The sequence below is a fragment of the Bacillus sp. TH19 genome (assembly GCF_016651075.1).
In the GTDB taxonomy this organism is placed as follows: Bacteria; Bacillota; Bacilli; order Bacillales; family Bacillaceae_G; genus Bacillus_A; species Bacillus_A mycoides.
Genome location: NZ_JAEKEO010000005.1, coordinates 100,477 through 125,984 on the forward strand (window position 1 = coordinate 100,477; position 25,508 = coordinate 125,984).

25 protein-coding genes and 3 riboswitches are annotated in these 25,508 nt (G+C 35.8%); of the genes, 10 read left to right on the forward strand and 15 right to left on the reverse strand.

Features of this window, described 5'->3' with window-relative positions; genetic code table 11:
- Window positions 1-5: 5 nt before the first annotated feature.
- Together modB and JFU54_RS03125 are read left to right on the forward strand one after the other, a co-directional pair.
- Complete coding sequence (modB, locus tag JFU54_RS03120) at window positions 6-680, forward strand: molybdate ABC transporter permease subunit (RefSeq protein WP_002029397.1); 675 nt, start codon at window positions 6-8, stop codon at window positions 678-680.
- A gap of 297 nt (window positions 681-977) precedes the next feature.
- Complete coding sequence (locus JFU54_RS03125; protein ID WP_201063722.1) at window positions 978-1,829, forward strand: GRP family sugar transporter; 852 nt, start codon at window positions 978-980, stop codon at window positions 1,827-1,829.
- A gap of 66 nt (window positions 1,830-1,895) precedes the next feature.
- Here the strand turns inward: JFU54_RS03125 and pnuC are convergent, their stop codons facing one another.
- Window positions 1,896-2,546 carry a nicotinamide riboside transporter PnuC gene (gene pnuC / locus JFU54_RS03130; protein WP_088038181.1) on the reverse strand — a complete coding sequence of 217 codons (651 nt, stop codon included), beginning with the start codon at window positions 2,544-2,546 and terminating at the stop codon, window positions 1,896-1,898.
- A 196-nt stretch (window positions 2,547-2,742) separates the two neighbouring features.
- Between pnuC and proC the strand changes: the two genes are divergently transcribed.
- The 4 genes from proC to JFU54_RS03150 all read left to right on the forward strand — a co-directional run bounded on the left by proC (window position 2,743) and on the right by JFU54_RS03150 (window position 8,556).
- A complete protein-coding gene (gene proC, locus JFU54_RS03135) occupies window positions 2,743-3,546 on the forward strand; it encodes a pyrroline-5-carboxylate reductase (protein WP_002029400.1) in 804 nt (267 codons plus the stop codon).
- 1 nt (window position 3,547) lies between these two features.
- Window positions 3,548-4,381: an aldo/keto reductase gene (locus JFU54_RS03140; protein ID WP_002063472.1), complete on the forward strand. Its 834-nt coding sequence runs from the start codon at window positions 3,548-3,550 to the stop codon at window positions 4,379-4,381.
- Between the two features lie 148 nt (window positions 4,382-4,529).
- A riboswitch (SAM riboswitch) is annotated at window positions 4,530-4,634 on the forward strand.
- Between the two features lie 135 nt (window positions 4,635-4,769).
- Entirely contained in the window at window positions 4,770-6,410 is a 1,641-nt protein-coding gene (locus tag JFU54_RS03145; RefSeq protein WP_201063724.1) for a peptide ABC transporter substrate-binding protein, read from the forward strand.
- Window positions 6,411-6,915: 505 nt separating this feature from the next.
- Complete coding sequence (locus JFU54_RS03150; RefSeq protein WP_201063726.1) at window positions 6,916-8,556, forward strand: peptide ABC transporter substrate-binding protein; 1,641 nt, start codon at window positions 6,916-6,918, stop codon at window positions 8,554-8,556.
- A gap of 44 nt (window positions 8,557-8,600) precedes the next feature.
- On the opposite strand, the gene JFU54_RS03155 is transcribed toward JFU54_RS03150, so the two are convergent.
- From JFU54_RS03155 to JFU54_RS03165, 3 genes are read right to left on the reverse strand one after another with little or no spacing between them, the layout of a single operon-like run.
- Complete coding sequence (locus JFU54_RS03155; RefSeq protein WP_002091435.1) at window positions 8,601-8,873, reverse strand: hypothetical protein; 273 nt, start codon at window positions 8,871-8,873, stop codon at window positions 8,601-8,603.
- Entirely contained in the window at window positions 8,860-9,051 is a 192-nt protein-coding gene (locus tag JFU54_RS03160) for a hypothetical protein (protein ID WP_002124741.1), read from the reverse strand. Before JFU54_RS03160 ends, JFU54_RS03155 begins: the two co-directional genes overlap by 14 nt.
- A gap of 18 nt (window positions 9,052-9,069) precedes the next feature.
- On the reverse strand, window positions 9,070-9,969 hold the full coding sequence (locus tag JFU54_RS03165) for a helix-turn-helix domain-containing protein (RefSeq protein ID WP_088038173.1): 900 nt from the start codon (window positions 9,967-9,969) through the stop codon (window positions 9,070-9,072).
- 172 nt (window positions 9,970-10,141) lie between these two features.
- On the opposite strand from JFU54_RS03165, the gene JFU54_RS03170 reads away from it, so the two are divergent.
- Window positions 10,142-10,609 carry a YusW family protein gene (locus JFU54_RS03170; RefSeq protein ID WP_001221531.1) on the forward strand — a complete coding sequence of 156 codons (468 nt, stop codon included), beginning with the start codon at window positions 10,142-10,144 and terminating at the stop codon, window positions 10,607-10,609.
- Window positions 10,610-10,633: 24 nt separating this feature from the next.
- Here the strand turns inward: JFU54_RS03170 and JFU54_RS03175 are convergent, their stop codons facing one another.
- The 5 genes from JFU54_RS03175 to JFU54_RS03195 are packed head-to-tail and all read right to left on the reverse strand — an operon-like array spanning window position 10,634 to window position 15,933.
- Window positions 10,634-12,244, reverse strand: a complete 1,611-nt coding sequence (locus tag JFU54_RS03175) for a peptide ABC transporter substrate-binding protein (RefSeq protein ID WP_088038171.1) — start codon at window positions 12,242-12,244, stop codon at window positions 10,634-10,636.
- Between the two features lie 13 nt (window positions 12,245-12,257).
- Window positions 12,258-13,031, reverse strand: coding sequence for an ABC transporter ATP-binding protein (locus JFU54_RS03180; protein ID WP_201063727.1), 774 nt, complete (start codon window positions 13,029-13,031; stop codon window positions 12,258-12,260).
- Entirely contained in the window at window positions 13,028-14,038 is a 1,011-nt protein-coding gene (locus JFU54_RS03185; protein ID WP_071744491.1) for an ABC transporter ATP-binding protein, read from the reverse strand. Before JFU54_RS03185 ends, JFU54_RS03180 begins: the two co-directional genes overlap by 4 nt.
- On the reverse strand, window positions 13,995-14,999 hold the full coding sequence (locus tag JFU54_RS03190) for an ABC transporter permease (protein ID WP_201063728.1): 1,005 nt from the start codon (window positions 14,997-14,999) through the stop codon (window positions 13,995-13,997). Before JFU54_RS03190 ends, JFU54_RS03185 begins: the two co-directional genes overlap by 44 nt.
- A 16-nt stretch (window positions 15,000-15,015) precedes the next feature.
- Window positions 15,016-15,933, reverse strand: a complete 918-nt coding sequence (locus tag JFU54_RS03195) for an ABC transporter permease (protein ID WP_201063729.1) — start codon at window positions 15,931-15,933, stop codon at window positions 15,016-15,018.
- Window positions 15,934-16,070: 137 nt separating this feature from the next.
- Window positions 16,071-16,176, reverse strand: a riboswitch (SAM riboswitch).
- 173 nt (window positions 16,177-16,349) lie between these two features.
- On the opposite strand from JFU54_RS03195, the gene JFU54_RS03200 reads away from it, so the two are divergent.
- Entirely contained in the window at window positions 16,350-16,565 is a 216-nt protein-coding gene (locus JFU54_RS03200) for a DUF3951 domain-containing protein (RefSeq protein WP_000371390.1), read from the forward strand.
- Between the two features lie 18 nt (window positions 16,566-16,583).
- Here JFU54_RS03200 and JFU54_RS03205 read toward each other — a convergent pair whose 3' ends face one another.
- The 6 genes from JFU54_RS03205 to JFU54_RS03230 all read right to left on the reverse strand — a co-directional run bounded on the left by JFU54_RS03205 (window position 16,584) and on the right by JFU54_RS03230 (window position 23,361).
- Window positions 16,584-17,087 carry a hypothetical protein gene (locus JFU54_RS03205; RefSeq protein ID WP_002140130.1) on the reverse strand — a complete coding sequence of 168 codons (504 nt, stop codon included), beginning with the start codon at window positions 17,085-17,087 and terminating at the stop codon, window positions 16,584-16,586.
- Window positions 17,088-17,337: 250 nt separating this feature from the next.
- A complete protein-coding gene (locus tag JFU54_RS03210; RefSeq protein WP_088038167.1) occupies window positions 17,338-18,597 on the reverse strand; it encodes a multidrug effflux MFS transporter in 1,260 nt (419 codons plus the stop codon).
- 117 nt (window positions 18,598-18,714) lie between these two features.
- Entirely contained in the window at window positions 18,715-20,433 is a 1,719-nt protein-coding gene (locus JFU54_RS03215) for a DUF3981 domain-containing protein (RefSeq protein ID WP_033709756.1), read from the reverse strand.
- Window positions 20,434-20,511: 78 nt separating this feature from the next.
- Window positions 20,512-21,045 carry an MFS transporter gene (locus JFU54_RS03220; protein WP_002140127.1) on the reverse strand — a complete coding sequence of 178 codons (534 nt, stop codon included), beginning with the start codon at window positions 21,043-21,045 and terminating at the stop codon, window positions 20,512-20,514.
- Window positions 21,042-22,478: an FAD-binding oxidoreductase gene (locus JFU54_RS03225; RefSeq protein WP_002140126.1), complete on the reverse strand. Its 1,437-nt coding sequence runs from the start codon at window positions 22,476-22,478 to the stop codon at window positions 21,042-21,044. The genes JFU54_RS03220 and JFU54_RS03225 overlap by 4 nt, the downstream gene beginning before the upstream one ends.
- 118 nt (window positions 22,479-22,596) lie before the next feature.
- The gene (locus tag JFU54_RS03230; protein ID WP_002191718.1) at window positions 22,597-23,361 is read right to left on the reverse strand and encodes a DUF6612 family protein; all 765 of its coding nucleotides are present in this window, start codon (window positions 23,359-23,361) and stop codon (window positions 22,597-22,599) included.
- Between the two features lie 145 nt (window positions 23,362-23,506).
- On the opposite strand from JFU54_RS03230, the gene JFU54_RS03235 reads away from it, so the two are divergent.
- Window positions 23,507-24,415: an NAD(P)-dependent alcohol dehydrogenase gene (locus JFU54_RS03235; protein WP_002167148.1), complete on the forward strand. Its 909-nt coding sequence runs from the start codon at window positions 23,507-23,509 to the stop codon at window positions 24,413-24,415.
- 80 nt (window positions 24,416-24,495) lie between these two features.
- A riboswitch (SAM riboswitch) is annotated at window positions 24,496-24,609 on the forward strand.
- Window positions 24,610-24,694: 85 nt separating this feature from the next.
- Window positions 24,695-25,507: a MetQ/NlpA family ABC transporter substrate-binding protein gene (locus JFU54_RS03240; RefSeq protein ID WP_012260183.1), complete on the forward strand. Its 813-nt coding sequence runs from the start codon at window positions 24,695-24,697 to the stop codon at window positions 25,505-25,507.
- Window position 25,508: the final 1 nt, after the last annotated feature.

Here is a 25,508-nt window from a genome sequence, read left to right on the forward strand (position 1 = left end):
TCGCTATGAGCTTTGATGCAATTTTGTCACCTGTCTTTCTATCCTTGCGAGTAGCTGCGTGCGCCACAATAATCGTTACGATCTTAGGAACGATTATTGGACGAGCATTAGCGCGCTCCTCGTGGCGATATAAAGTACTACTAGAAACTATTTTCTTATTACCAATGGTGCTTCCACCAACTGTTATCGGCTTTTTTCTAATTATCATTTTTGGAAATAACAGTCCCATTGGAAAGTGGATTGAATCATTATTTCAGCAGTCCATTATGTTTACATCTACTGCTGCTATCATTGCTTCTACAGTCGTTGCATTTCCGCTCATGTACCAATCAGCAAAAACAGGATTTTCTATCGCAAATGTACAAATTGAAGATGGCGCGCGCGATCTTGGTGCAAGTGAATATCAAGTTTTTCTACATGTTACACTCCCGCTTGCATTCCCCGCACTACTTAGCGGTATGATTTTAAGCTTTGTTCGCGCACTCGGTGAATTTGGTGCAACTTTAATGTTTGCAGGAAATATACCTGGCAAAACTCAGACGATTCCAACGGCGATTTATATGGCTATTGATGCGAGTAATATGCAACTAGCTTGGACGCTTGTAATCATAACGATTAGTATGTCCCTTCTATTCTTACTATGCATTCAACTCATTAATAGAAGAATTACTACTTCTTAAAGCAACTTTCGACAAAAGTTGCTTTTTATTTCCCGGAAAATAAAATGATTTGATTAATAACTGAATTTTTTACCTTATTTAAATATACATTTTATTTGAATTCACTTTCTAAAATAGGTAATTTCCTGTTATTATATGAAAGTGTTTCAAAAAATGAAGAAATGAAAACGCATTTATATCGTAAATTCTTCATCCTGTTTTAGCGATCGGTAATCTTCTACTCTATTAGTGGGGCATTACCGATCGTTAGAACGCTATGTAATTATATTGGTATAGAAAACCGAAGGGAGTCTTGTAATGGACATTTTATTAGCGCTTCTTCCTGCAATCGCATGGGGAAACATCTTATTAGTAAGCGTAAAAATGGGCGGTGGTGCATATAGCCAAACGGTAGGTATGACAATCGGTGCTCTATTCTTCGCAACAACTATGTATGTATTTACTCAACCAGCTTTAACAATGACAGTCTTGATTGTTGGCTTTATTTCAGGTTTATTCTGGGCTTTAGGACAAGTAAACCAATTAAAAACAGTTGAAAAACTAGGTGTTTCAACTACTGTAACTATTTCTACTGGTATGCAACTTGTTGCAACTTCTATCTTTGGAGTTATCGCTTTTCGTGAGTGGACTACTACTACAACGATTGTTCTGGGAACGATTGCAATCCTATTAATCGTAATTGGTGTAGTATTCACATCACTAGATGATAAAGAAAATGCACAGCCACCAGGACAATTGAAAAAGGGACTTCTTACTTTAATTGTTTCTACTTTCGGCTATCTTGTATATGTAATTATTATTCGTTGGTATAATATCGATGGTTGGTCTGCTATTTTACCACAGGCAGTTGGTATGTTCGTTGGTGCGGTTGTACTGACGTCTAAACATAAACCATTTAACAAATATGCAATTCGTAATGCTGTATCTGGTTTACTTTGGGGAACAGGAAACTTATTCTTACTTCTTTCATTACCACGTGTCGGAGTAGCGACAAGCTTCCCATTATCTCAAACTGGAATCGTTATCTCAACATTCGGTGCGATTGTCTTCTTAGGTGAAAAGAAAACAAAACGTCAATTGATCTTTATTGCCCTAGGTAGTGTTTTAATTATCGGCGGCGCTGTATTGCTTGGTATGACAAAAGCATAAATTCACACTATATTTAAACCCCCTGAAACGTATATGCTTCAGGGGGTTTTTGATTACAATTATTTTCTAAATATAATTTTTTACACGTTCTCGCTCTTTATGGTTTTTCTTCCATTCTAGCAAGCCATCGATACATAAAAATAGATTAATAATAGCTAATACTAACATGACGTATAAGCCCGTTGAAATATAAATCACAATGCTAACTATGTTATACAAAATCCATAAATGCCAATTTTCTAAGATTTTTCGGCTCAGCATAAATTGAGCTACTAATCCTAATACAGCGTTTAAAGCATCTAAATATGGACTTGTCGATTCTAAATAACGGACTTGATAATATCCCCAACCAATCCAAGCAACTAAAATAAAAAATATATAAATAATCCATCCTTTCAAATCTAAGCGAACTGTCGGTTTTACCTTCTCCTCCCCACTACGCGCAATCCAGTAATACCAACCGTACACATTAAATATAAATTGGAAGGCTGCTAATACTGCCATTGCGTATAAGCCTTGTGTAGTGAAAATATACAGAAATACCGCAACTGTAATCATCCCAAATAAAAAGTTTGATACCTTTTCCCTTGCAAGTAACCAAACATTAATAATCCCCATAACCGATGCGAAAATTTCAATATAACTTGATCGGATATAGAACCCAACTAATATGCAAATAATACTAGAAATGAGTAAAAAAAGTGGACTTCTAACCATATTTATCTCTCCCCAGATATGTAATAAACTCCCTATCAACAGTATAAGAAATAACTCTTATACTTACTATAAATTTTCTCCTGTAAAACTCCCCACTCATCTATTCCACTTACGATAAGCCGTTTCTTTTTACAAAATTCTCTTAAAAATGGTATCGTTTTTTATAACATATTCTCATCAGAAAGGAATAAAGGATATGCCTAATAAACATCGAATTTTATTTATTGGTGCCGGTCGTATGGCAGAAGCTATATTTGCTGGACTACTTACAACAAGTAAAGAATACATCGAAGAAATTATTGTTTCCAACCGAAGTAACATAGAAAAACTAACGCAATTACAAACTAAATATGATCTATCGATTACAACAGATTGGAAACAGCATATTAAATCTGTAGATACAATCGTTTTAGCAATGCCGCCTGTCGCACATGAACAGCTATTAGCGGATCTATCCCCTCTTCTAACTAATCAATTTGTCGTGACAGTTGCTGCCGGAATCGGACCATCTTATCTAGAAGAAAGACTTCCCCAAGGGACACCTGTTGCTTGGATTATGCCAAATACAGCTGCTGGGATTGGAAAGTCTATCTCCTTATATACGACGGGACATTCTGTAGATGAAACACATCAAGAAACGTTACAACTTCTTTTAAAAGGTATCGGTACCTCACAGTTTTGTACCGAAGAGGAAGTTCACCAACTTACCGCAGTTACTGGTAGTGCACCCGCTTTTCTCTATCACTTTGCTGAAGGTTTAATTGAAGCAACGAAAAGCTATGGTATTGATGAGGAAACAGCAAAACACCTTGTCATTCAAATGATTGCTGGCTCTGCCGCTATGCTCCAGCAAAATCAGGATCCAGCTATGCTCCGCGAACAAGTAACAACACCAGGAGGTTCAACGGCTGAAGGCTTAAAAGTTCTATATGAAAATAATTTTTCAGAAGTCATTCAACAAGCAGTTGAAGCGACCAATAAAAAAGCTAGGGGGAATTAATATGACTTTAACAAGTTTAAACGACTATACAACATTACATAACGGCGTGAAAATGCCTTGGTTCGGCTTGGGTGTTTTTAAAGTTGAGGATGGTACAGAAGTAATTGATTCTGTAAAAGCAGCTATAAAAAATGGGTACCGTAGTATCGATACTGCTGCGATATATAAAAACGAAGAAGGCGTTGGACAGGCAATTCAAGAATCTGGTATTCCTCGTGAAGAGTTATTCATCACTTCAAAAGTGTGGAATAGTGATCAAGGTTACGAGTCAACACTACAAGCATTTGAAACTACATTAGAAAAATTAGGTCTAGAATATTTAGATCTATATTTAGTACATTGGCCTGTAAAAGGAAAATACACTGAATCATGGAAAGCTTTAGAGCAGCTTTATAAAGATGGTCGTGTTCGTGCTATCGGTGTGAGTAATTTCCATATTCACCATTTGCAAGACGTATTTGAAATTGCAGAAATTAAACCAATGGTTAACCAAGTGGAATACCACCCACGTTTAGCACAAGAAGAATTACATGCCTTCTGTAAAGAACATAACATCCAGCTTGAAGCTTGGTCACCATTAATGCAGGGGCAGCTGCTTAATCACCCAACATTACAAGAAATCGCTACGAAATATAATAAATCGACTGCACAAGTTATTTTACGTTGGGATCTACAAAATGAAGTTGTAACAATCCCTAAGTCTATTAAAGAACACCGCATTATTGAAAATGCAAACATCTTTGACTTTGAATTAAGCTCGGATGATATGAAAGCAATTCAAGCTTTAAACGAAAATCATCGCGTTGGTCCAGATCCAGATAACTTTAACTTCTAGTAGGGAAACCACTGCCATATGCAGTGGTTTTTTTACTTTTAATAAAACTGAAAATTTGAACTATATTCCATTTGATTGACACTTCATTATCTAAGGTGTAAGATTTTGAATTATCAAAGAAACACAAAAATTAATAAAATTTATTCTCATTGTATCAAGAGAGGTGGAGGGACTGGCCCTTTGAAACCTCGGCAGCAGGTTCATTTTGAATACTGTGCCACTTCCTGCAAGCTTTGTGCTTGAAAGATAGAATGAGGGACTTCGTTTATATACGGGTGCATAACTTGTACGTAAAAATCCCTCTTTCTCAATACGAAAAGAGGGATTTTTTGTTTTTCATTTCCCTCATCATCATCCAATCTTATTAACTATTTAGGAGGAAAATCAAATGAAAAAGAAGTTTGTACCCGGTATTGCATCAGTTGTAGGAGTAAGTATTTTATTATCTGGTTGCGGTAGTTATAAAAACGAAGCGAGCGGAGCAAATGCAAAAGATGAGGCACCTAGTAAGCAAGTTTTAAACTTATCTTCACCTACTGAGATTCGAACAATGGATACGGCTCGTGCTACAGATACTGATTCTGGTCAAGTAATGAGAAACGTATTTGAAGGTTTATACAATCTTGGCGAAGGTAATAAACCTGTTCCTGGCGTTGCGAAATCTCATGAAGTAAGTGCTGATAAAACGAAATACACATTCCATTTACGAGATTCAAAATGGTCGAACGGCACACCTGTAACAGCGAAAGATTTTGTCTTCGCTTGGCAAAGAGCTGTCGATCCAGCAACAGCTTCTGAATATGCTTTTTTATTCCTGGATATTAAAAACGCTAAAAAAATTAATAGCAAAGAACTCCCATCCGATCAACTTGGTATAAAAGCAGTTGATGACCATACGTTTGAAGTAGAATTAGAGCGCCCTGTTCCATATTTTATTAGCTTAACGGCGTTCCCAACATTTCTACCAATCAACGAGGAATTCTTTAAAGCACAAGGTGATAAGTACGCTTTAGAAGATAACAAAATCTTGTACAACGGAGCTTTTACACTAAGCGATTGGAAGCATGAACAAAGCTTTAAATTTAAGAAAAACCCTACCTATTGGGATAAAGATAATGTCAAACTCGAAGAAATCAATTTCAACGTTGTGAAAGAGAAATCAACAGAAGTAAATTTATTCGAATCCAAACAATTAGACCGTATAAAACTAACATCTGACTTCGTTGATAAATATAAAAAGGATGCTAACTTTAAAGAACGTCCGAACGTAGGGGTACAGTTTTTACGTATGAATCAGCAAAACAAAATACTTCAAAACGTTTCTGCACGCCAAGCAATCGATCAAACAATTGATCGAAAATCTTTTGTAAATACGTTATTAAATGATGGCTCTACACCAACCTTTAGTCTCGTGCCGAAAAACTTTGCAAAAGGTCCTGATGGAAAAGACTTCCGTACTGCAAACGGCGATTTAACAAAAGTTGATACAACATCTGCACAAGAATTATGGAAGAAAGCAAAAAAAGAACTTGGTTCTGAAAAGATAACATTAGAATTATTAACAAGTGATGGTGACCTTGAGAAGAAAACTGGTGAGTTTCTAAAAGGACAACTAGAAAAGAATTTAGATGGCTTAACGGTAAATATAAAACCGCAACCACGTAAACAACAAGTTTCACTCTTATTAAAAGGTGACTACGAGATTGGAATTGACGGTTGGAGCCCTGACTTTGCTGATCCAATTACATTCCTTGAACTATTTACGACGAATAACCCTTACAATTTAGATCATTACTCTAATAAAGAGTTTGATGACACAATTGAAAAAGTTAAAACTACTTTGGCTGGTGATGAAAAAGCTCGCTGGGAAGCGTTACTAGCATCAGAAAAAATCTTATTTAAGGACTCTGTTATCGCTCCTCTTTACCAAAAAGGAGAATCTTATTTAGAGCGTTCTTATGTGAAAGGCATTGTGCAAGTAGACTTTGCAGGTCAATTAAACTTCAAATGGGCAAAAATTGAAAAATAAAGTGAAACTTTAATCAGCCCTCACCAATCGGGCTTTTACGGGCAGTTGATCCCCCCTAACTTCTTTGCTTTCACTGAATTTTGAGGTGAGGATCTTACTGCCCGTTAATACGGGATAAAATGCAACTTAGATCATTGTGTTCCCACCCACACCCATTGTTTTTTTAGCAAAGTATATTAAAAGCAGATTCCCTACTATGAGGAAATCTACTTTTTCAATATATTATTCCAAAAAATTAACACTCCACTTTTTATTATTGACATATAGTTCTTTCCAGCGTTAATATTCTAAATAATCAAAGAAACAAAATATTTTACCATCAAAATGTAATGTCTACTAAGTTGAAACATATAACGATAGATTATAGTTCAACATGTATATACATATAGAACACCTGATTACCTATATACACATATTTATAATAGGTTTTCTCTCCTTCTATAGCTACACTTCAAGACATGGACATTATGACGTTACGAACAACACATTTAGGGAGGAAAGAACAATGAAGAAAAAAGTTGTACCTGTTGTTGCATCTGTTTTAGGGGCAAGTCTACTACTAACTGCTTGCGGGGGAAATAAAGATAATGCAGGCGGAGCAAAAGCGAACGATAAAGCACCTGATAAACAAGCGATTAACTTATCATTTGCTTCAGAAATTCCAACAATGGATGTTGCAAAGGCGACGGATGGGGAATCCATGAACGTAATGAGAAATGTTTTTGAAGGTTTGTATGCAATAGGAGAAGATAATAAACCGATCCCTGGTGTTGCTGAATCGGTTGACATTAGTCCGGATAAAACAAAGTATACTTTCCATCTTCGTGATTCAAAATGGTCAAACGGTACTCCTGTTACAGCAAAAGACTTTGTCTTCGCTTGGCAACGTGCCGTAAACCCTGAAACAGCAGCTGAATATGCATTCTTATTCTTTGATATAAAAAATGCGAAACAAATAAACCAAAAAGAAGTAGCAATCGATCAATTAGGCGTTAAAGCTCTTGACGATAAAACTTTAGAAGTACAACTGGACCGCCCTGTTCCCTACTTCTTAAGCTTAACGACATTTGCAACATTCTTACCAATCAATGAAGAGTATTTAAAATCTCAAGGCGATAAATACGGTTTAGAAACAAATCATTTAATTTACAATGGTGCTTTCACATTAGATAACTGGAAACATGAACAAAGCTTCCAATTGAAGAAGAACCCTAACTATTGGGATGCTAAAACTGTAAAACTAGAAGAAATCAACTTCAATGTCGTTAAAGATAAATCTACAGAAGTTAACTTATATGATTCAGGACAAATTGATCGTGTTGCTTTAACTGCGGAGTTTGTTGATAAGTATAAGAACGATACCAACTTCAAGGAACGCGCTGAAGTCGGTATCCAATTCTTACGACTAAATCAGAAAAATGCAGTATTAAAAAATCAACATGCACGCCTCGCTATTAACGAAGCAATGAATAAAAAAGCGTACGTAGAAACAATTTTAAATAACGGTGCAATCCCAGCAGAAGGAATGGTTCCTGCGAAATTCGCAAAAAGTCCAGACGGTAATGACTTCCGTAAAGAGAATGGAAATCTAGTCAAAGATGATGTGAAATCTGCAAAAGAAAACTGGAAAAAAGCGAAACAAGAACTTGGTACTGACAAAGTAACAATTGAACTATTAACAAGTGATAATGCTTTAGCTAAGAAAACTGGTGAATATTTAAAAGGTGAATTAGAAAAGAATCTAGATGGATTAACAGTGAATTTAAAACCTCAACCACGTAAACAACAGTTAAAACTACTATTAAGTGGTGATTACGAAATTGGAATCGATGGCTGGGGCCCTGACTTCGCGGATCCTATTACATTCTTAGATCTATTCACAACAGATAGTGCTTATAACTTCGATAAATACTCTAACAAAGAGTACGACGAGCTTATTCGTAAAGTAAAAACTGATTTAGCTGGTGATGAAAAAGGTCGCTGGGAAGCAATGAAGCAAGCTGAAAAAATCTTATTACAAGATGGTGCTGTCGCTCCTTTATACCAACAAGGTCGCTCTTACTTACAACGCTCTTTCATTAAAGGACTTGTAACAACTGACTTCGGCGGTGAATTTAACTACAAGTGGACAGAAGTTGCAAAATAATAAACACTAGTAAAAAAGTATCCCACGAAGGATACCTTTTTACTTTATGCTTCTTTAACTACAGAACTTCCCCTCTTTACTATCACTTTTATACCTATAGTGATTCCCGCTACCAATTGTGTAACTAGTATAATAAGTAATAATGAAATAATATTTTCCGCTAAATTAACTCCACCAAATATTATTGTGTAATAACCATTTGCTGCATATGTTGCGGGAAATAATCCCGAACGGCAAACCTGTTTTTCCAATGCAGTGATAAATACATATGTATTAATACTAAGAAGACTAAAAGGACGATTATCAACTCTCTTCATAGCTCTCTTTTTGTATTGAACCAAAACTCATCATAAATATAACCATAAATATCAAATATGTTCTCCACGTCAAAGAAGGTATATGCCCTGACCAAAGATAACTAATTAAATAGTTGATTCCCATAATACACGATGATACTACTAAACTAATACTTATCAATTTCACATATTTGAGCATATCTTTTCTCCTTACTTTTTAATTTTCTATTTCTTCAAATTGCAGATTCACCGGCTCTTCTAGGAGTGTTTCATAAAAGTTTTCTGCCAAATCTGTTGAAGGAATTTTTTCATCCACTTCATCAAAACGAATACTATCTAACCAGACACAGCCTTCTCCTGATAATAAAACACCAAATGCAATACCAAGTGCTTCTTCTTTTATATCTAGTACAACCGAGTATGATTGCCAGTTATTCGTATTTTTAATTGGACGATTTTGCATGTTATCCATAGCAATAGGCTCTGTATCTTTTCCGTCTACTCGCATCCACAATCCTGCCCAGTCTTTTACATTTTCACTCTTAATAAATGCTGTTAAACGCAACCTCTTACCTACATATTTATCCGCTCGGAACATTTGCATTAATGTTGAAAACCCTCCGTGTGTAACGTTCTCTTTTCCTTTTATATATGCAGATACTTTTCCTTGATGAACAACTTCGTAATCTAAACCCATCTCATATTCAGCAGGATGACTTCCACTTAATACCCATCCTTTCGGTATACCTTTTTCCATTAAAACGCCCTCTCTTTCTATATAAAATGACTGGAAATATTTCCGATATTTTTTTGGTGGTAAATGAAACATTCTTTTAAAAGCTCTAGTAAATGCCTCTTGTGAGGAAAAGCCATTTTGCACTGCAATATCAATGACTGCTCTTTCAGTCGATACTAAAGCCTGTGCAGCATGAGTTAATCTTCTCTTACGAACATAATCCGTTACACTCATCCCAATATAACTTTGAAAAATACGATGAAAATGGTACATCGATACTGCCCCGTGAAATGCCACTCTTTCTGTTGTAAGCTCTTCATGTAAATGATTCTCTATATATTCGATTGCTTTTTTTATCATCTCTTTATATTCTTCATGCATTTCAGTACCTCCTTACAACTTCAATTTACCATATACATACAAATCATTTTTGATTTAAATTGCGGATTAATTCTTAAAGCTATAAGTAAATAATTTATTTTCAACACATACATAATTACATAAAATTAGGAAAAACTTGTATAGAAAGAAGTTACATAAGGAGGAATTTATAATGAGAATTTTACTATCAATTTTATTAGCTCTTATGCTAGTACCTGCATTAACAGGATGTAAAGCTCCTGCAAAAGAAGATACAACTTCTAATAAGAAAACGACTGAAGAAGCAAAAAATGAGGCTCCTGCAGATTTAAAACTAAACTTTAATGAATTTGATTTAAAGGCAGACTATCAAGATACGAAGAAAGACTACGAAGCTGATTATAAAAATGTAGCAGCGGACAAGAAAATGGAAGCAAAGATTGAAGACCATAAAACAGATGTAAAGTTCACAGGCGACGAGGCTATTACAAAATTAAGCCCTCTTCTACAAGAATTAAAATTCGATAAAAACACACCAGATCAAGAAGTAATTGATCAAGTAGTCAATGTATTCAAACTTGATAAAGACTACCAAAAATTCGATTTAGAAGTTGTCTTCTCTGATGGAACGAAAAAAGAATATAAAAGAGAAATAAAATAAAGAAGTAGGCGGTTGCCTACTTCTTTATTTTTTAATTTTTACGTATCTTAGTTCTGGACTAGAACCGATAATGAATTGGACGCCAGATACTGATGATTTTTGTAAATATGAAGAGCTTGGGAAAATAATTGGGATTAATGGTGTTTCATCAAACATAATGTCTTCTGCTTTATGCAATAAGTCAAAACGCTTATCTTCGTTTTGTTCAACTTTTGCCTCTTTTACTAAAGCATCAAATTCTTTATTATGCCATTTTGCATAGTTGTTTGGACCATCACCTGCATATAAATCTAGTTTAGTAATCGGATCCAATAGAGAGCCGCCCCATCCCATATAAGCTAATTGGAAATCACTTTGCTTATATGTGTCGATGTAACTCTTCCACTCTTTATTTTCTAATTTAATATCTACACCAAGATTTTTCTTAAACATTTCTTGCATTGCTTCTGCTACTTTTTTATGTTGTGTATCTGTAGTGAATTTTAATGTTACTTCAGGTAATGTAGACCAACCTTGCTCTTTCATGCCCTCTTCTAATAATTTTTTCGCTTCTGCTGAATCGAATTTTACGTAATCGCCTTTTTCTTTACGGAAATCACGACCACCTTGTGTTTTTGCCCCTTCTGGAACAAAAGCATATGCTTCTTGTGCATTATTTTTATACAGTTTTTCAACGATAAACTTACGATCAACCGCTAATGAAAATGCCTTACGTACTTTTGCATTTGTAAACGGCTCTTTTTCTACATTAAACGAATAAATATAAGATGAAAATCCTGCAACACGTTTATATTCTTTATTTTCTTTTTCTTTCTCAATCATCTCTTGTGGTAAACCACTTAGTAAATCTAATTCTTTTGATTTAAATAATTGATACGCTGTTTTAGAGTCTGGAATAATACGAAACTCAATTTCTTTTAATGTTACCTTTTTATCATAGTATTCTTTATTTTTTTGTACTGTAATTGCTTGGTTATGCTTCCATTCTTTTAACGTGAATGGTCCGTTCGTAATTAACTCTTTTGGATCTGTTTTTAATTTATTATTATCATCAATTGATTTTTTAGATAATGGAATAAATAATGAACTTGCTAATTTTTGTTTAATAGAAGCAACTGGGTGCTCAAGTGTTACCTTTAATGTTTGAGGATCAACGACTTGAATACCAACTTGTCCTTCTTCACCTTTTCCAGTATTATATGCCTCTGCTCCTTTAATAAAGTACATTTCTGTCGCATTCATAGAACCTGTTTTCGGGTTTAATAATCGCTTCCATGCGAACTCAAAATCATTTGCTGTAATAGAAGAGCCATCTGACCATTTAATATCTTTCTTTAAATGAATTGTATATTCAGTTCCATCCGCATTTACTTCTTCTTTCTCTGCCAATTCATTTTGATATTTCCCATCACTATCTTGCGTATATAAACTTGAAAACAACTGTCCAATTACATAACCTGACGTGCTATCTGTCGCAATAGCAGAATCAAGGGTATACGGATCACTGCTAATATTCGTTACTAATCGATCCCCTTCTCCCTTACCAGCACTCGCCTTTTGCGTCTCTTTCTTACCACAAGCAACAGAAGTTATTGCTAAAACAGTCATAATGACAAATAATAAAAACTTCTTCATCCTACATTCTCCTTTAACCTGAAATTTTTGGTGTTGATGCTAATAGTGTTTTTGTATAAGAATGTTGTGGATTACGGAATACTTCGTCCGTATATCCAAATTCAACAAGTTCTCCTTTGTATAAGACAGCCACTTTTTCACATAAATAGTGAACCATCGGTAAATCATGTGCGATAAATAAATATGTATAGCCTTGTTCCTTTTGAATCTTTTGCAGTAAATGTACAATTTGGATTTGCAGTGAAACATCTAATGCTGAAATTGGTTCATCAAGGATTAATACTTCTGGCTCACATAATAGCGCTCTTGCAATGGCAATACGTTGACGTTGTCCTCCGCTAAATTCGTGTGGATAGCGATCAATATATCGTCTATCTAATCCAACACGCTCTAGTGCATCACCTGCGACCTTATCTTTCAATTCTTTATCGCCTAAACCGAATGAAATATAGCCTTCTGTTACAATATCGCGTACTTTCCAGCGCGGATTTAATGCAGCTGTGGAATCTTGAAAAATGAACTGTACTTTCTGCAAGAAATCCCGCTTATGAGCTGACTTCAGCTTGTGAACAACTTGACCGTTATAATCAATTTCACCAGACGTTGGACGCTCGATCCCAGCTATGAGCTTACCAAGTGTTGTCTTTCCAGAACCACTTTCTCCAATAATGCCAAGCGTTGTTCCTTTTGGGATAGAAAGTGATATACCTTTTAACGCTGCGATTTCTTTATTTTTACTTCCATACGTTTTCGTTACTTGCTTTACAGTAATTAAATCTGTCGTCATGAGGCATTCACCCTCTCTTTTGATTTCGCTTTATTATGCTCCAGAATATGCTGCCAGCAATGTGAACTATGCTCCTCAGAATATGTTGTTCTCTCTGGGAATCGATGAATACATTCTTTTATCGCTACAGGACAACGATTCACAAACGGGCATCCAAAACTATTTAACGTTTCAATAGAAGGTGTTGTTCCCTCAATTGCTCTAAGTACCTTTTCTGAATCATCCATATTCGGAATTGCTTGCAATAAACTTTTTGTGTAAGGGTGCTTAGGTGAGCCAATTACTTCTTGTATCGTTCCTTTTTCAACAACACGTCCCCCGTACATAACTACTACTCGGTCAGCTACTTCACGTACAAGTGCCAAATCATGTGTAATTAATAAAATACTCGTATTTTGTTTTTCCTTTCTTTCTTTTAACAACTCCATAATTTGCTTTTGAATCGTTACATCTAATGCTGTTGTAGGTTCATCTGCAATAACGAGCTTCGGGTGACAAGCAAATGCAATTGCTAAACAAATACGCTGCCTCATACCTCCGCTCAACTGATACGGGTATTGTTCAAAGCGTTTCTCTGCTTCATGTATCCCTAAATCATTTAGTAAGTTAATTGCAATTTCTTTTGCCTCTTTTTTCGATTTCTTTTCATGCTGCACAATTACTTCTGTAATTTGTCTTCCAACCTTCATCGTCGGATTTAAAGATGAAAGCGGGTCTTGAAAGATAAAGGAAATATCTTTCCCGCGAATTTGATTCCATTCTGATTCTTGTAAATTCGTTAATTCCTTTGATTGGAAAGATATATTTCCATCATCAATATGAATCGATTCTTGATTTAAGCCGATAATTGATTGTGCTGTAACACTTTTCCCTGAACCACTTTCTCCGACAAGTGCAACTATTTCACCTTCGTTAATAGAAAAGGAAACATGCTTCACAATTGCTTGCTTACTATTCTCTTTTTCAACGGCCAACGTTACGTTTTCTAAAGATAAGATTTGTGCCATGTTTTTTCTCCTTTCGATTACGTTTTACGATTTTCGGATCAATCGCATCTTGCAAACCATCACCAATCGCATTAAATGCGAACATGATGAGTGCAATCATGATTGCCGGGAAGAAAAGTTGCCACCACTCTCCGCTTAGTAACGTCCCGAGTGCATCGTTTGTCATCGTGCCCCAGCTCGCTGCTGGTGATTGTACTCCAAGTCCGATAAAACTTAAAAATGATTCTGAGAAAATAGCTGCTGGAATTGTGAATGATAAATTGACGATAATAATCCCTGTTAAGTTTGGAATTAAATGCCCATATATAATTTTCATATGAGATGTACCTAATCGCTCTGCTGCAATAACAAATTCTCTTTGTTTCAATGAAAGTACTTGCGCCCGAATGAGACGTGCCATGCCAATCCATCCCGTTAACGCAAGAGCTATAATAATTGTAAAAAGTCCTGGTTTCATAATGATTAATAGTAAAATAACAATCAGTAAATATGGGATACCGTATAACACTTCAATCCCTCTTATAATCCACTCATCAATTAACGTTCCAAGACGATTACGTCCTCTCACATATCCACTAAAGCCACCGATAAGTACACCAAGCCCTATATCAAGAGCTGCTGCTACCAATCCAACTGTTAATGAAATTTTCCCACCAGCCCAAGTACGCGCCCAAATATCTCTCCCTAAATCGTCTGTTCCGAACCAATGCTCACTACTAGGCGGTAAATTAGTTGCTTCTTTTACTTGTTCACTCGCAGTAAATGGCGTTAAACTTTCGCCAATAAGCGAGAAAACAATAATTAGTAATAACGTCACTGCCCCTAAAACTGCTATAGGGTTTGATATAAACTTGCGAAACACTTCCTTTTTCCGGCTAATCGTTTGCTGATCTTTATTTATCGTTAATTCTTTTTTCTCTTCATTCGTTAATAACTGGTCATTAATTTCATAAGCCCCCATTTAAACATCACCCTCCTTACGTAATAGAACGAATGCGCGGATCAACAATACGATGAATGATATCTGTAATAAAAATACATACAATTAATAGCGCACTATAGAAAATGGTTGTTCCCATAATCACCGGATAATCTCGGTTGAAAATACTGTCTACAAAATATTTTCCTAAACCAGGAATTGAAAAGATTTTTTCAATAACGAAAGTCCCTGTTAAAAGTCCAGCCATTAATGGGCCAACAAATGTAAGTACCGGAACAATCGCATTTCGAAGAGCATGTCTTATAATGATTTTCTTAATTGGTATACCTTTCGCTCTCGCTAGCTTAATATAATCACTCTGCAACACTTCAATCATATTAGAGCGAACAAATCTTGTAATAACTGCGATTGGTCCTAACGCTAATGCGAAGGAGGGTGATACAGTATGCTCAAATGTTCCCCAAGACGCCACTGGTAGTAATTCAAATTGTATGGCGAATACTTGTATAAATAGTGGTGCTAAAATAAAACTAGGAATAGAAATACCGAGAATCGCAAGCAAGCTCACACTATAATCAATCACTTTCCCATGATATAGCGCGGCAAATGTACCTGCGGCAATTCCGACTAACAATGAAATAACAAGTGCTTGTAAACCAATAATTGCCGATGGTCCAAAACCAGTTGTTATAATTTCCGATACACCTTGACCTGTCGATTGAACAGATTCGCCAAAATCAAAATGAACTACCCCATCCAAATAAGCAACATACTGATTCCATAACGGTTCATCAAGGTGATACTTCGCTCTCATGTTTTGTATTACTTCTTCAGGAAAGATTTTCGCATCTGATGAAAACGGATCACCTGGAATAATATGCATAATTAAAAATGTTACTGTCGTAATGACCCATAGCGTGAATACCATAACCGATAGTTTTTTAATAACATACACTTCAATAACCCCCTAAACAAATGAATTTACTTTGTTTTATTGACATATTTGTTGCCATTACTCCTTCTCTACTTCTTAAAACACAAAAAGCCTTGATCTTAAAAAATAAGATCAAGGCTTAATAAACGAAGGCCCATCACTTATCTTTCAAGACTTGCTTGCTGGAATTAGCACGGTGTTCCTGTTACAGAACCCGCTGCTGAGGTGTCATAGGGCCAGTCCCTCTACCTCTCTGGATAAGTAAATTGCTATATTATTATTTGGTTCAAATTGTATATTTTGAATTATAATTCTGAAAAAATGAAAAGTCAATCAAATTGGATATATTTAGAAAAATCAGTTTTCTATTATATTAGTTATTGAAATTACAATCTTTCGCTTATAATAAAAAGAAATTGTATTAAAGGAGTTATAAGATGGATCCACTACTTCTGGCTACTATAGGATTGCCATTAACAATCGTCATACTCGTCATCATCGGCTTCTATAAACTCTTCATTAAAAAGAAAAGCATCACTTCTTTTTACACTCCATTCGATAATATTACTGGCCAAACAATTTCAGAATTTCACGAAGAACAGAAGGTATTAGTATCCGAGGATGAAGACGGAGATGGTAAAAAGAAAAAATAACCTTGCGCATGCGCAAGGTTATTTTTTCGCCTCTGTTTGAAAGCGTTTATAGTATGTCGATGCTGTTGAAAAATTAACTTCTATATCACGAATCAACGATGAATCTTCTTCTTTAGCTAACTTCTGTAATTTTTTCATCGCTTGTTCTGCTTCATTTAAGAAACCAACATATAGTTCATGTTCATCCTCTTTCGACTTCGGCACACGAATTTCTTTACGCATATGATCAATATCTTCTAACATGCCCGTTGTTACCGTTCGCACGTCTTCTTTATATTTAGCACTAGTTATTTCCTTACCGCCCTTTTCTTTTGCCACTTCAAATAACTGTAGTGCTTTATTAATTTCTTTATTCATTTTCATATCGTATTTTTCATGTACTGCACGGTATTCTTTCATCTCTTCTGTTTGCTCAGTAGATTGCTCTACCTTTTCTTTCGGTTCTTTCGTATCTTTATTTCCATTACACCCTGCTAGAAGGAGCATACTTCCCATTACAGCAATACCCAAAACCTTCTTCATCTCTTCTTCTCCTTTTATCTACAGTTATTACTCATTATAGTTTCTTTTATCTCCACTTGTTATTATACCGAGAACACCCTACTTTTTACACTTAAGACGAGATCTTAATATACACACCAACATTTTTGTCACAGTATCGTCACTTTATGCAAATAACTTTTGCATCACCTTACAACACTGTACAAGTTATTTCAAAGAAATGAAAAAAGAGCTGATTCAACACATGTTTGAATCAGCTCTTTTTTATAAATTAAGCCTCTAAATTTTGTCTTTGTTGCAGTTCAAACTGCTTCTCACTTCTTCTGGCCATAAATAGATAACATAAAACAGCACCAATTTCACAAAGCGCTATCACAACCCCCATCGGTAATGCGGTATTGCTTCCGCCAATACCTACTAATGGTGCAACAAGTGCTCCTGAAATGAACTGTAATAAACCTAATAAAGCCGATGCCGTTCCTGCAGCCTGTTTCTGATTTCTCATCGCTAACGAGAACCCAGTTGTTGATACAACCCCGACACTTGATACAACAAGAAATAGCGAGCATAAAACACCGATTAGCCCTATTCCAAGTGCGATTGTAAGTAGTAACGATAGACCGCCAACAGCCGCAATAATAATACCAGCAACAAATAAAGTTTTCTCATTAACTTTCCCCGCTAAGCGGCCAGTAACTTGGCTAGCAATAATAATACCAATACCGTTAATCGCAAAGAATAAGCTAAATTGCTGTGGTGATGCTCCGTATATGTTCTGCAACACAAACGGTGAACCAGAAATATAAGCAAACATTGCAGCTGTTACTAATCCTTGCGACAATGCATACCCCATAAATAAACGATCTTTCAGAAGCTTTCCGTATGTTGCAAGCGTTCCTGATAATCCACCTGTCTCTCTTTCTTCAGGAGGTAATGTTTCACGTAATACGAAAGTAGCTGATATTAGCATGAATACACTAATTGCTCCAAGAACGATAAAAACGCCGCGCCATGATGTGAACTGTAATAATTGCCCTCCAATAATCGGTGCCAAAATAGGCGCTGCTCCGTTTACTAACATAAGCAGTGAGAAAAACTTCGTCATTTCAGAACCTGAATACATATCACGTACCATTGCACGTGATATAACGATACCAGCAGATCCTGAAGCACCTTGTAAGAAACGTAAAAGCACTAAACTCCAAATCGATGGTGCAACAGCACAAAGTAAAGAAGAAGCAACATAAATAATAAGAGCGATAATAAGAGGTTTGCGTCTTCCGTAAATGTCACTAATTGAACCAATAAATAACTGCCCTACTGAAAGCCCAAGCAGACAAGCAGTTAATGTAAGCTGCGCGAGGGATGCACCCGTTTGTAAATCATCCGTTAACTTTGGTAAAGAAGGCAAATACATATCAATAGATAATGGCCCAATTGCCGTAAGTGTCCCTAATACAAGAATCATCCATAACCTGTTTGTCTTTACAGGTTTATATACTTCGTGATTAACTCCATTCACTTTTTCCATTCACCCTTTCATATAAATACTTAATCGTAACAATTATAGTTACAACATAAATATACGTCAAGTATACCGTATTTTCCTGTTTAATAATGTAAAAAAAGCGATAGAATCTCTATCGCTTTACTTTTTCAAATTACTATTTGTAAATTTAGATACAGATGCCATCATTTCTCCTGTGTCTAAATATGTGATTTGAATTGGATCTCCTACTTCTGTAAACATTGCATATGGGAATTTCTTCGCCGGTACCATGAATACTTTTTGCTCGTTTTCTAATAGTACGTACACAATCGTATTTTCACCTGATTTTTCTTTATACACACGTTGTACAGTACCTTCTTTTTGCGCTTCTTTCCCATTTGAAGTCGGTCTAAATGAATCACCACTTCCGCTCAGCGCATTTTTATAATTCTCAAGTGCTTCTTTTTGCGTTGAACCTGTTGCAAACACTTTTGCATTAGAAGCATATATGACAGTATGAGCACGTACTAATCCGCCGTCATCAATAACCGGTACAATCCAAGAAGGTTTACCATATACGTTATAAATAACCGGCATTGTTCCGTGCCATTTCTCTCTCTTAAAGGAATTATCCACTACTTCTGTAGCAGCCGAACCATCCATAATTCCCTTTACTTCTTTTCCGTTATAGTAATACAACTTACCTGTACGCGCATCAATAAGCGAATAGCCTAGTGCAGAATCTACTCCTTCTTTCGGAGAGGTGAAATCAGTAAAATAATATAACGTTCCATCCTTACCGAAGATTGGTGTAACTCCTTCTTTCGTTCCCCACTCAGTCGGAATCTTCATATCCGTTTGTGAGAATTTTGTATTCCAAAATCCGTGAATATATTTACCGAAATACGTATTTAATGTAGATGCAGTCTCGTGATTTAATACGCCATCAACGAATTTAGGTGCCTTTCCTTTGTCGTATCTTTTCACTTCACCTGTTTGTGCGTCTACTACTACAACACCTTCTACTTCAAATCCAGATCTTCCTGAAATAAATTCACCATACGTCATTGTATAATACGGTTTCCCTTTATCATCAACTTCAAATTTTGGTTTCCCTTTAAAAACTAAATCTGGCTCTGCTTTTCGAACGACACGTTCTAATTTATTACCGAAAAACATGCTTGGCACATATTTCATTTTATAACCAAGGTGCAGTTTCGCTTCCGCATCGGGATTCGTACCTGACATCGTTACGTACCCTGGAATTGTCTCAGCTTTACGTGCTTTAAAAAATCCTGAAACTTCAATTGGTGCTACATATAAGGCCTCGCCATTTACCATTTGTGGCGTTAATTCTCCTAGCTCAAAATAAGCTACTTTCGGAATATCCCCAAATACTTTTTTCATCTTATTCTCCGCTGTCTTTGGCGGCACTGTAAACGGCTGATCATTTTCAGTAAATGGCTCTGAAATATCTTTCTCGATCTTCACAACAGAATCATATTTTTTTTGCGTGATTACTATATCGTGCAAATAACCAAAATAGCCGTAACTTGCGAGTAAGACAAACATTAGAAGTCCCTTTAACGTACCTTCTAATTTCCCTACCTGCTCTTGTGAGAATAAAACAAGCCCAATTAAAATCGCTACTGCAACAGAATAATGAGTAAGAATAGAATCTGCTCGATCATCAATTAGCCAGAAATATTCATAGATTGCAATACCTATCCAAAATAAAACAGGAATAACTAAAATAGATGATTTCTTACCCTTTACAACTTTCTCATTTCCTCCTTTATCCACCGCGCGAATTTTATTACCGCTTCTAGTCCATGGAATCAAAAACAAAGTGAGAATAGCTAAAACTATAAATTTCATCAAAGGCAATGTCCCCTTTTCTTTTGTCTTCTCCATAAGTATAACAAATAAAGGGTAATCAGGTAAAAATGGGTATGATTATATTTTTTTGCTACTTAATACAATTCCACTCACTGCATATAAAGTAGATGCTATATAAAAAATGGTGCCAATCGTAAAGAAATCTACTAAATATCCCGTTGCAATAACTGCTACTGCTCCTCCAACCGATGTCCACACATGATATTTTCCAATCTCATAACCAGCTTTTTTCTGTTCTACCTTTCGTGCTAACGATGTCTTCTCCGTATTACGCTGCACAGCGCCTAAAATACCCATTAAAATTTGGAGAATGTATACATGCCAAACTTCTGTTGCAATAGGGAAAAAAAGCATTAATATAGCCATGGACCATGCGTATATAATTAATAACTTTCTATCACCTACCCTATCAGAGATTCTTCCAACTAACGGATATACTAGAGCTGAAGTTAAGGCAAATAAGCCGTACGCCCAGCCAAATTGCGAGAAACTATTTCCTACATTTCGAAGCAATAGTATATAAAAAGGAAATACCATACTACCTGCCATCATAATAATGCTTTGTGAGGCTACAAATCTTCTATATGTCATTTGCTATACTCCTTATAAAATAAATTCACAAACCTTTCCTCTGGGTCTACTTCCTTTTTCTTCTGAAGGAATTCTTCTATGCGAGGATACGCTTTCTTTAGTTGCTCCTTTTCCGGATAAGAATAATACGGTAAATAATAACTTCCATTATGCTTTAACGTAACATCAATCATCTTTTGAATGACCACTTTTGTTTTCTTTATTTCATCTTCAGAACGCCCTTGATTAATTAGAAGCACAAGCGCAAACATATCATCTTTCGCATAAGATAGCACCGCATTCTCATTCTTTTCTACATAGCGGATTGTAATGTTAAGAAGGTTTAATTCCTCTTCATTTAAAACGCTTCGCAAATCATCTATATACGCTGCAAAACCATCTATCGGTACAAAGTACTCTTGTAAAACTTCGGTCAAGTTTGGATTATCGTATTCCATAAAAGCACTATCAGATCTCATTACGTTATTTCGAGTTTCGTACTTACCATCTGTACGTTCAAAATAACTTCTTTGTATATCCCAAAATGCGCCCTTTCCCCAGTCACTATAACGTGATAACCCAAGTAAAAATTTCGGTGCAGCTATAATATTTTCTTCTTTTAATTTGCTGTACTCTCCCAGCTTCTGTTGATCTTCTGCCAGTACATAATCTGTTACATACATTTCTTTTAAAAATGAATTTGGGGCAACAGAAATACGTGCTAAATGCATACGTATATTCTCATCCCTTCGCACTTTATTCTTAAAGTATGAAGAGTATTCTTTATAATCTAGTACTTTCGTATGCGTTTCATACAATTCATCGTTTGTTAACTGTAGCGTCACATCTAAAATCACACCAAATAATCCATATCCCCCAATTACATATGGAAACAAGTCAGCATTTTCTTCTCTATTTACATTACGCACCGTACCATCTGCCATTAACAATCTGAACGACTCTACTGTATCAATCAATGCTTCATGACGAATATCACGCCCATGTACATTTACACTTAATGAACCACCAACAGTAAAAATATTTTGAGATTGCATCACTTGAACTGCAAGACCATATGGATTGATTTTCTTTTGAATGTCATTCCATGTGACACCGCTTTGCACCCTAATCCTCTTCTTCTCCGGATCGAATTCTAATATTTCATTATATCCTTTCATATCAAGCATCGTACCGTTCGGATAATACGTCTGTCCGCCTTGGCTATGTTGCATACCTGCAATAGAAATCTTCTCTCCAGAAACATTTGCATCTTGCACTAACTGTTTTAATGAACGTTCATCCTCAGCATTTTCAACACGTTTAATTTTCGTTGGAAGCAACTTCCCTACATCACTCATAATAGGATGATCCAGTTGCCCTTTGTATGTATATACAGATGTCGCGAGCAACACTGTATACGCTACAATAACAACTGCTATCTTTCTTTTTTTCAAATGGCACTCTCCTCTTCTAACGTTCTTCCTCTTCATATTGTACCTACTTTCCTACGAAGAAGGTATTAACAAAAAAGAGAGAGACCCTTTATTTTAGGTCCCTCCCTCATCAAGACTGTTACTTTGCTGCTGGCAGCTGTATTGGCTCAAACTTTTCGTACGATGTATATTTTGCATTCGTAATAATGTGTGCCTTATCCTTACCATTACTACTCATAATCATATCTATCTTCGCTGATTCATATTTAAAATCTTTTGTAATGATATATTCTGCATCCACTTCTTCTATCTTTGCGTTTTGTGCTTGTAGCATTTTCTTCTGCGTTTCATCCATGCTAGTTAACATACTTTCTGTTTCTTGCCCTTTTAATGTAAATTTCAGTTTATATTTATCTCCGCTTTTCTCCATCTTCATTTTATCTAAAACTACTGCTGGTACTTCTAACTTATCTATAATATCTTGAGTCGCTTTCATTCCACCAGCGTTTAATTGCTCCTCTGGTACGGTTATAACTTCTCCTGTATTAGGGTTTTTCACCTCACCAGCAACTTTACCATCCACTGTATACACTACAACATCTGTACCAGAAATATTCATTTCAGAACGAGAATTCTTTGTCTTTGGCTCTAATTGCATCTTAGCCTTTAATATATCCATCTCTGTTCCCTCAGCTTTTATCCCTACATCATATGTCATCGTTACATTTTCTTCATTTTTAAAAGCTTCGTTCGTTTTCTTGAAAACATCCTTCGCTGCTAATTCCTTTTCTTTTTGCATGGCTTCTTTTTTCGGTTCATCAGTCTTTGTTGTTTTCTCATTGCTACACCCTACCCCCAGACTGATTGCAAGCACTAAACTTGAAATAAAAATAGTTTTTTTCATAATGTCGCCCCCTTTCTCAAAATAATATCACCTCTTTTCCTACGAAATCTATATAATTTTCAATCTATATTCGCTATATAGCGACATGTTTAATGAAGGTTTTAAATATGATGTAAATAACAACAACTCATTTCAGGAGGTCATTATGAAGGCGATCATTTGCACACAGTATGGACCACCTAACGTTCTTCAGCTTCAAAATATAGAGAAACCTACACCTAAAAAGAACGAAGTATTAATTAAAATTCACGCAACAAGTGTAACGACTGGAGATTGTAGAATACGCGGCTTTAATAGCCCCCTCTTATTTTGGATTCCTATGCGGATCATATTAGGTTTCAGAAAACCGAGAAAACCTGTACTCGGCGTAGAGTTATCCGGTGAAATCGAAGAAGTAGGAACAGATGTAACTCAATTTAAAAAAGGTGATCCAATTTTTGCATTAACAGAACTAAACCTCGGTGGTTATGCCGAGTACACATGCGTACATGAAAGTGGATTAATAACATTAAAACCTACCAATGTGACGTATGAAGAAGCGGCAGTTATTCCTTTTGGTGGAACTTCAGCATTACATTTCCTGAGAAAGGGCCGTATAAAAAAAGGGCAACAAGTGCTCATATATGGTGCCTCCGGATCAGTAGGAACAGCTGCTGTACAACTTGCTAAATATTTCGGCGCGACCGTTACGGCTGTTTGTAGTAATTCAAATTTTGAACTCGTGCAATCTTTAGGAGCTGATAAAGTAATTGATTATACGAAAGAAGATTTTACTAAGCAAGGCAAATGCTACGATATTATATTTGATGCAGTTGGGAAGTATAAAAAATCCCTTTGTACAAATACATTAACACCCAATGGAAAATATGTATCTGTTAATGGAATGATGGCCAAGGTAAGTAAAGAGGATATGATTCTATTAAAAAAACTAGTCGAAACGGAAAAACTAAAGCCCGTTATTGATAGAACTTACCGATTAGAAGAAATTGCTGAAGCTCATATGTATGTGGAAAAGGGACATAAAAAAGGGAACGTTTCGATTACCTTAAAATAAAATATATTCAGAAAATAATATTGACAATTCTTTTTGTAAGATTTACTATTAGTACCATATTTAAAAACTACATACACATACTCTTATCAAGAGTGGCGGAGGGACTGGCCCGATGATGCCCGGCAACCGAGCTTAGAACGTATAAGCTAAGGTGCTAATTCCTGCAGAACGATTTTCGTTTTGGAAGATAAGAGAGGAACCTATTTCGTCTATTCGGCACCTCTCTTATTTTTGAGAGGTGCTTTTTATTTTGGAACGTATATTAAGGGGGAATTATAGATGAAAAAGGTGTTATTAAGTATTGTAAGTGGAGCGGTATTATTGTTAGGTGCATGTGGTGCTAATTCTGATAAAGAGGTAAAAGCATTAGATGAGAAAAAGATTACTGTCGGCGTAACGGGTGGACCGCATGAACAAATTTTTGAAAAGGTAAAAGAAGTGGCAGCAAAAGATGGTCTCGAAATTGATGTAAAGGTATTTAATGATTATGTAGCGCCAAACGTATCTTTAGATGAAAAAAGCCTCGATGTAAATAGCTATCAAACTAAATCTTATTTAGACGTATTTAAAGCTGAACGCAACATGAAATTAACTGAAGTATTTTCCACAGTAACATTCCCTATGGGCGTATATTCTAAAGACATAAAAGATGTAAAAGAATTAAAAGAGGGCGATGCAATCGCTGTCCCAAATGATCCAACAAATGAGCTTCGTGCTTTAAAGCTATTTGAAAAAGCAGGTGTTTTAAAGGTTGATCCAAAAGCTACAGAAAAAGCGACTGCTAAAGATGTAATTGAAAACCCGAAAAATTTAAAGATTGTTGAATTAGAGGCATCTCAATTACCAACGCAGCTAGGTGAAGTAAAGGCAGCTGCAATTAATACAAACTTTGCATTAGGTGCAAAATTAAGCCCAGCGAAAGATTCTATTTTCCGCGAAGGAAAAGATTCACCATATGTGAATTGGGTCGTTGTTCGTACTGAAAATAAAGATGATGCTGTTGTTAATAAATTAAAGAAAGCTTATCAATCTAAAGAAGTAAAAGATTTCATTGAGAAAAAATTCGATGGTTCTGTTTTACCGTCTTGGTAGG

Excerpts from the sequence above, each read along its gene's own strand:
- modB (WP_002029397.1), top strand. The coding sequence starts at position 6 with ATGAGCTTTGATGCAATTTTGTCACCTGTCTTTCTATCCTTGCGAGTA.
- JFU54_RS03125 (WP_201063722.1), top strand. The coding sequence starts at position 978 with ATGGACATTTTATTAGCGCTTCTTCCTGCAATCGCATGGGGAAACATC.
- pnuC (WP_088038181.1), bottom strand. The coding sequence starts at position 2,546 with ATGGTTAGAAGTCCACTTTTTTTACTCATTTCTAGTATTATTTGCATA.
- proC (WP_002029400.1), top strand. The coding sequence starts at position 2,743 with ATGCCTAATAAACATCGAATTTTATTTATTGGTGCCGGTCGTATGGCA.
- JFU54_RS03140 (WP_002063472.1), top strand. The coding sequence starts at position 3,548 with ATGACTTTAACAAGTTTAAACGACTATACAACATTACATAACGGCGTG.
- JFU54_RS03145 (WP_201063724.1), top strand. The coding sequence starts at position 4,770 with ATGAAAAAGAAGTTTGTACCCGGTATTGCATCAGTTGTAGGAGTAAGT.
- JFU54_RS03150 (WP_201063726.1), top strand. The coding sequence starts at position 6,916 with ATGAAGAAAAAAGTTGTACCTGTTGTTGCATCTGTTTTAGGGGCAAGT.
- JFU54_RS03155 (WP_002091435.1), bottom strand. The coding sequence starts at position 8,873 with ATGAAGAGAGTTGATAATCGTCCTTTTAGTCTTCTTAGTATTAATACA.
- JFU54_RS03160 (WP_002124741.1), bottom strand. The coding sequence starts at position 9,051 with ATGCTCAAATATGTGAAATTGATAAGTATTAGTTTAGTAGTATCATCG.
- JFU54_RS03165 (WP_088038173.1), bottom strand. The coding sequence starts at position 9,969 with ATGCATGAAGAATATAAAGAGATGATAAAAAAAGCAATCGAATATATA.
- JFU54_RS03170 (WP_001221531.1), top strand. The coding sequence starts at position 10,142 with ATGAGAATTTTACTATCAATTTTATTAGCTCTTATGCTAGTACCTGCA.
- JFU54_RS03175 (WP_088038171.1), bottom strand. The coding sequence starts at position 12,244 with ATGAAGAAGTTTTTATTATTTGTCATTATGACTGTTTTAGCAATAACT.
- JFU54_RS03180 (WP_201063727.1), bottom strand. The coding sequence starts at position 13,031 with ATGACGACAGATTTAATTACTGTAAAGCAAGTAACGAAAACGTATGGA.
- JFU54_RS03185 (WP_071744491.1), bottom strand. The coding sequence starts at position 14,038 with ATGGCACAAATCTTATCTTTAGAAAACGTAACGTTGGCCGTTGAAAAA.
- JFU54_RS03190 (WP_201063728.1), bottom strand. The coding sequence starts at position 14,999 with ATGGGGGCTTATGAAATTAATGACCAGTTATTAACGAATGAAGAGAAA.
- JFU54_RS03200 (WP_000371390.1), top strand. The coding sequence starts at position 16,350 with ATGGATCCACTACTTCTGGCTACTATAGGATTGCCATTAACAATCGTC.
- JFU54_RS03205 (WP_002140130.1), bottom strand. The coding sequence starts at position 17,087 with ATGAAGAAGGTTTTGGGTATTGCTGTAATGGGAAGTATGCTCCTTCTA.
- JFU54_RS03210 (WP_088038167.1), bottom strand. The coding sequence starts at position 18,597 with ATGGAAAAAGTGAATGGAGTTAATCACGAAGTATATAAACCTGTAAAG.
- JFU54_RS03215 (WP_033709756.1), bottom strand. The coding sequence starts at position 20,433 with ATGAAATTTATAGTTTTAGCTATTCTCACTTTGTTTTTGATTCCATGG.
- JFU54_RS03220 (WP_002140127.1), bottom strand. The coding sequence starts at position 21,045 with ATGACATATAGAAGATTTGTAGCCTCACAAAGCATTATTATGATGGCA.
- JFU54_RS03230 (WP_002191718.1), bottom strand. The coding sequence starts at position 23,361 with ATGAAAAAAACTATTTTTATTTCAAGTTTAGTGCTTGCAATCAGTCTG.
- JFU54_RS03235 (WP_002167148.1), top strand. The coding sequence starts at position 23,507 with ATGAAGGCGATCATTTGCACACAGTATGGACCACCTAACGTTCTTCAG.
- JFU54_RS03240 (WP_012260183.1), top strand. The coding sequence starts at position 24,695 with ATGAAAAAGGTGTTATTAAGTATTGTAAGTGGAGCGGTATTATTGTTA.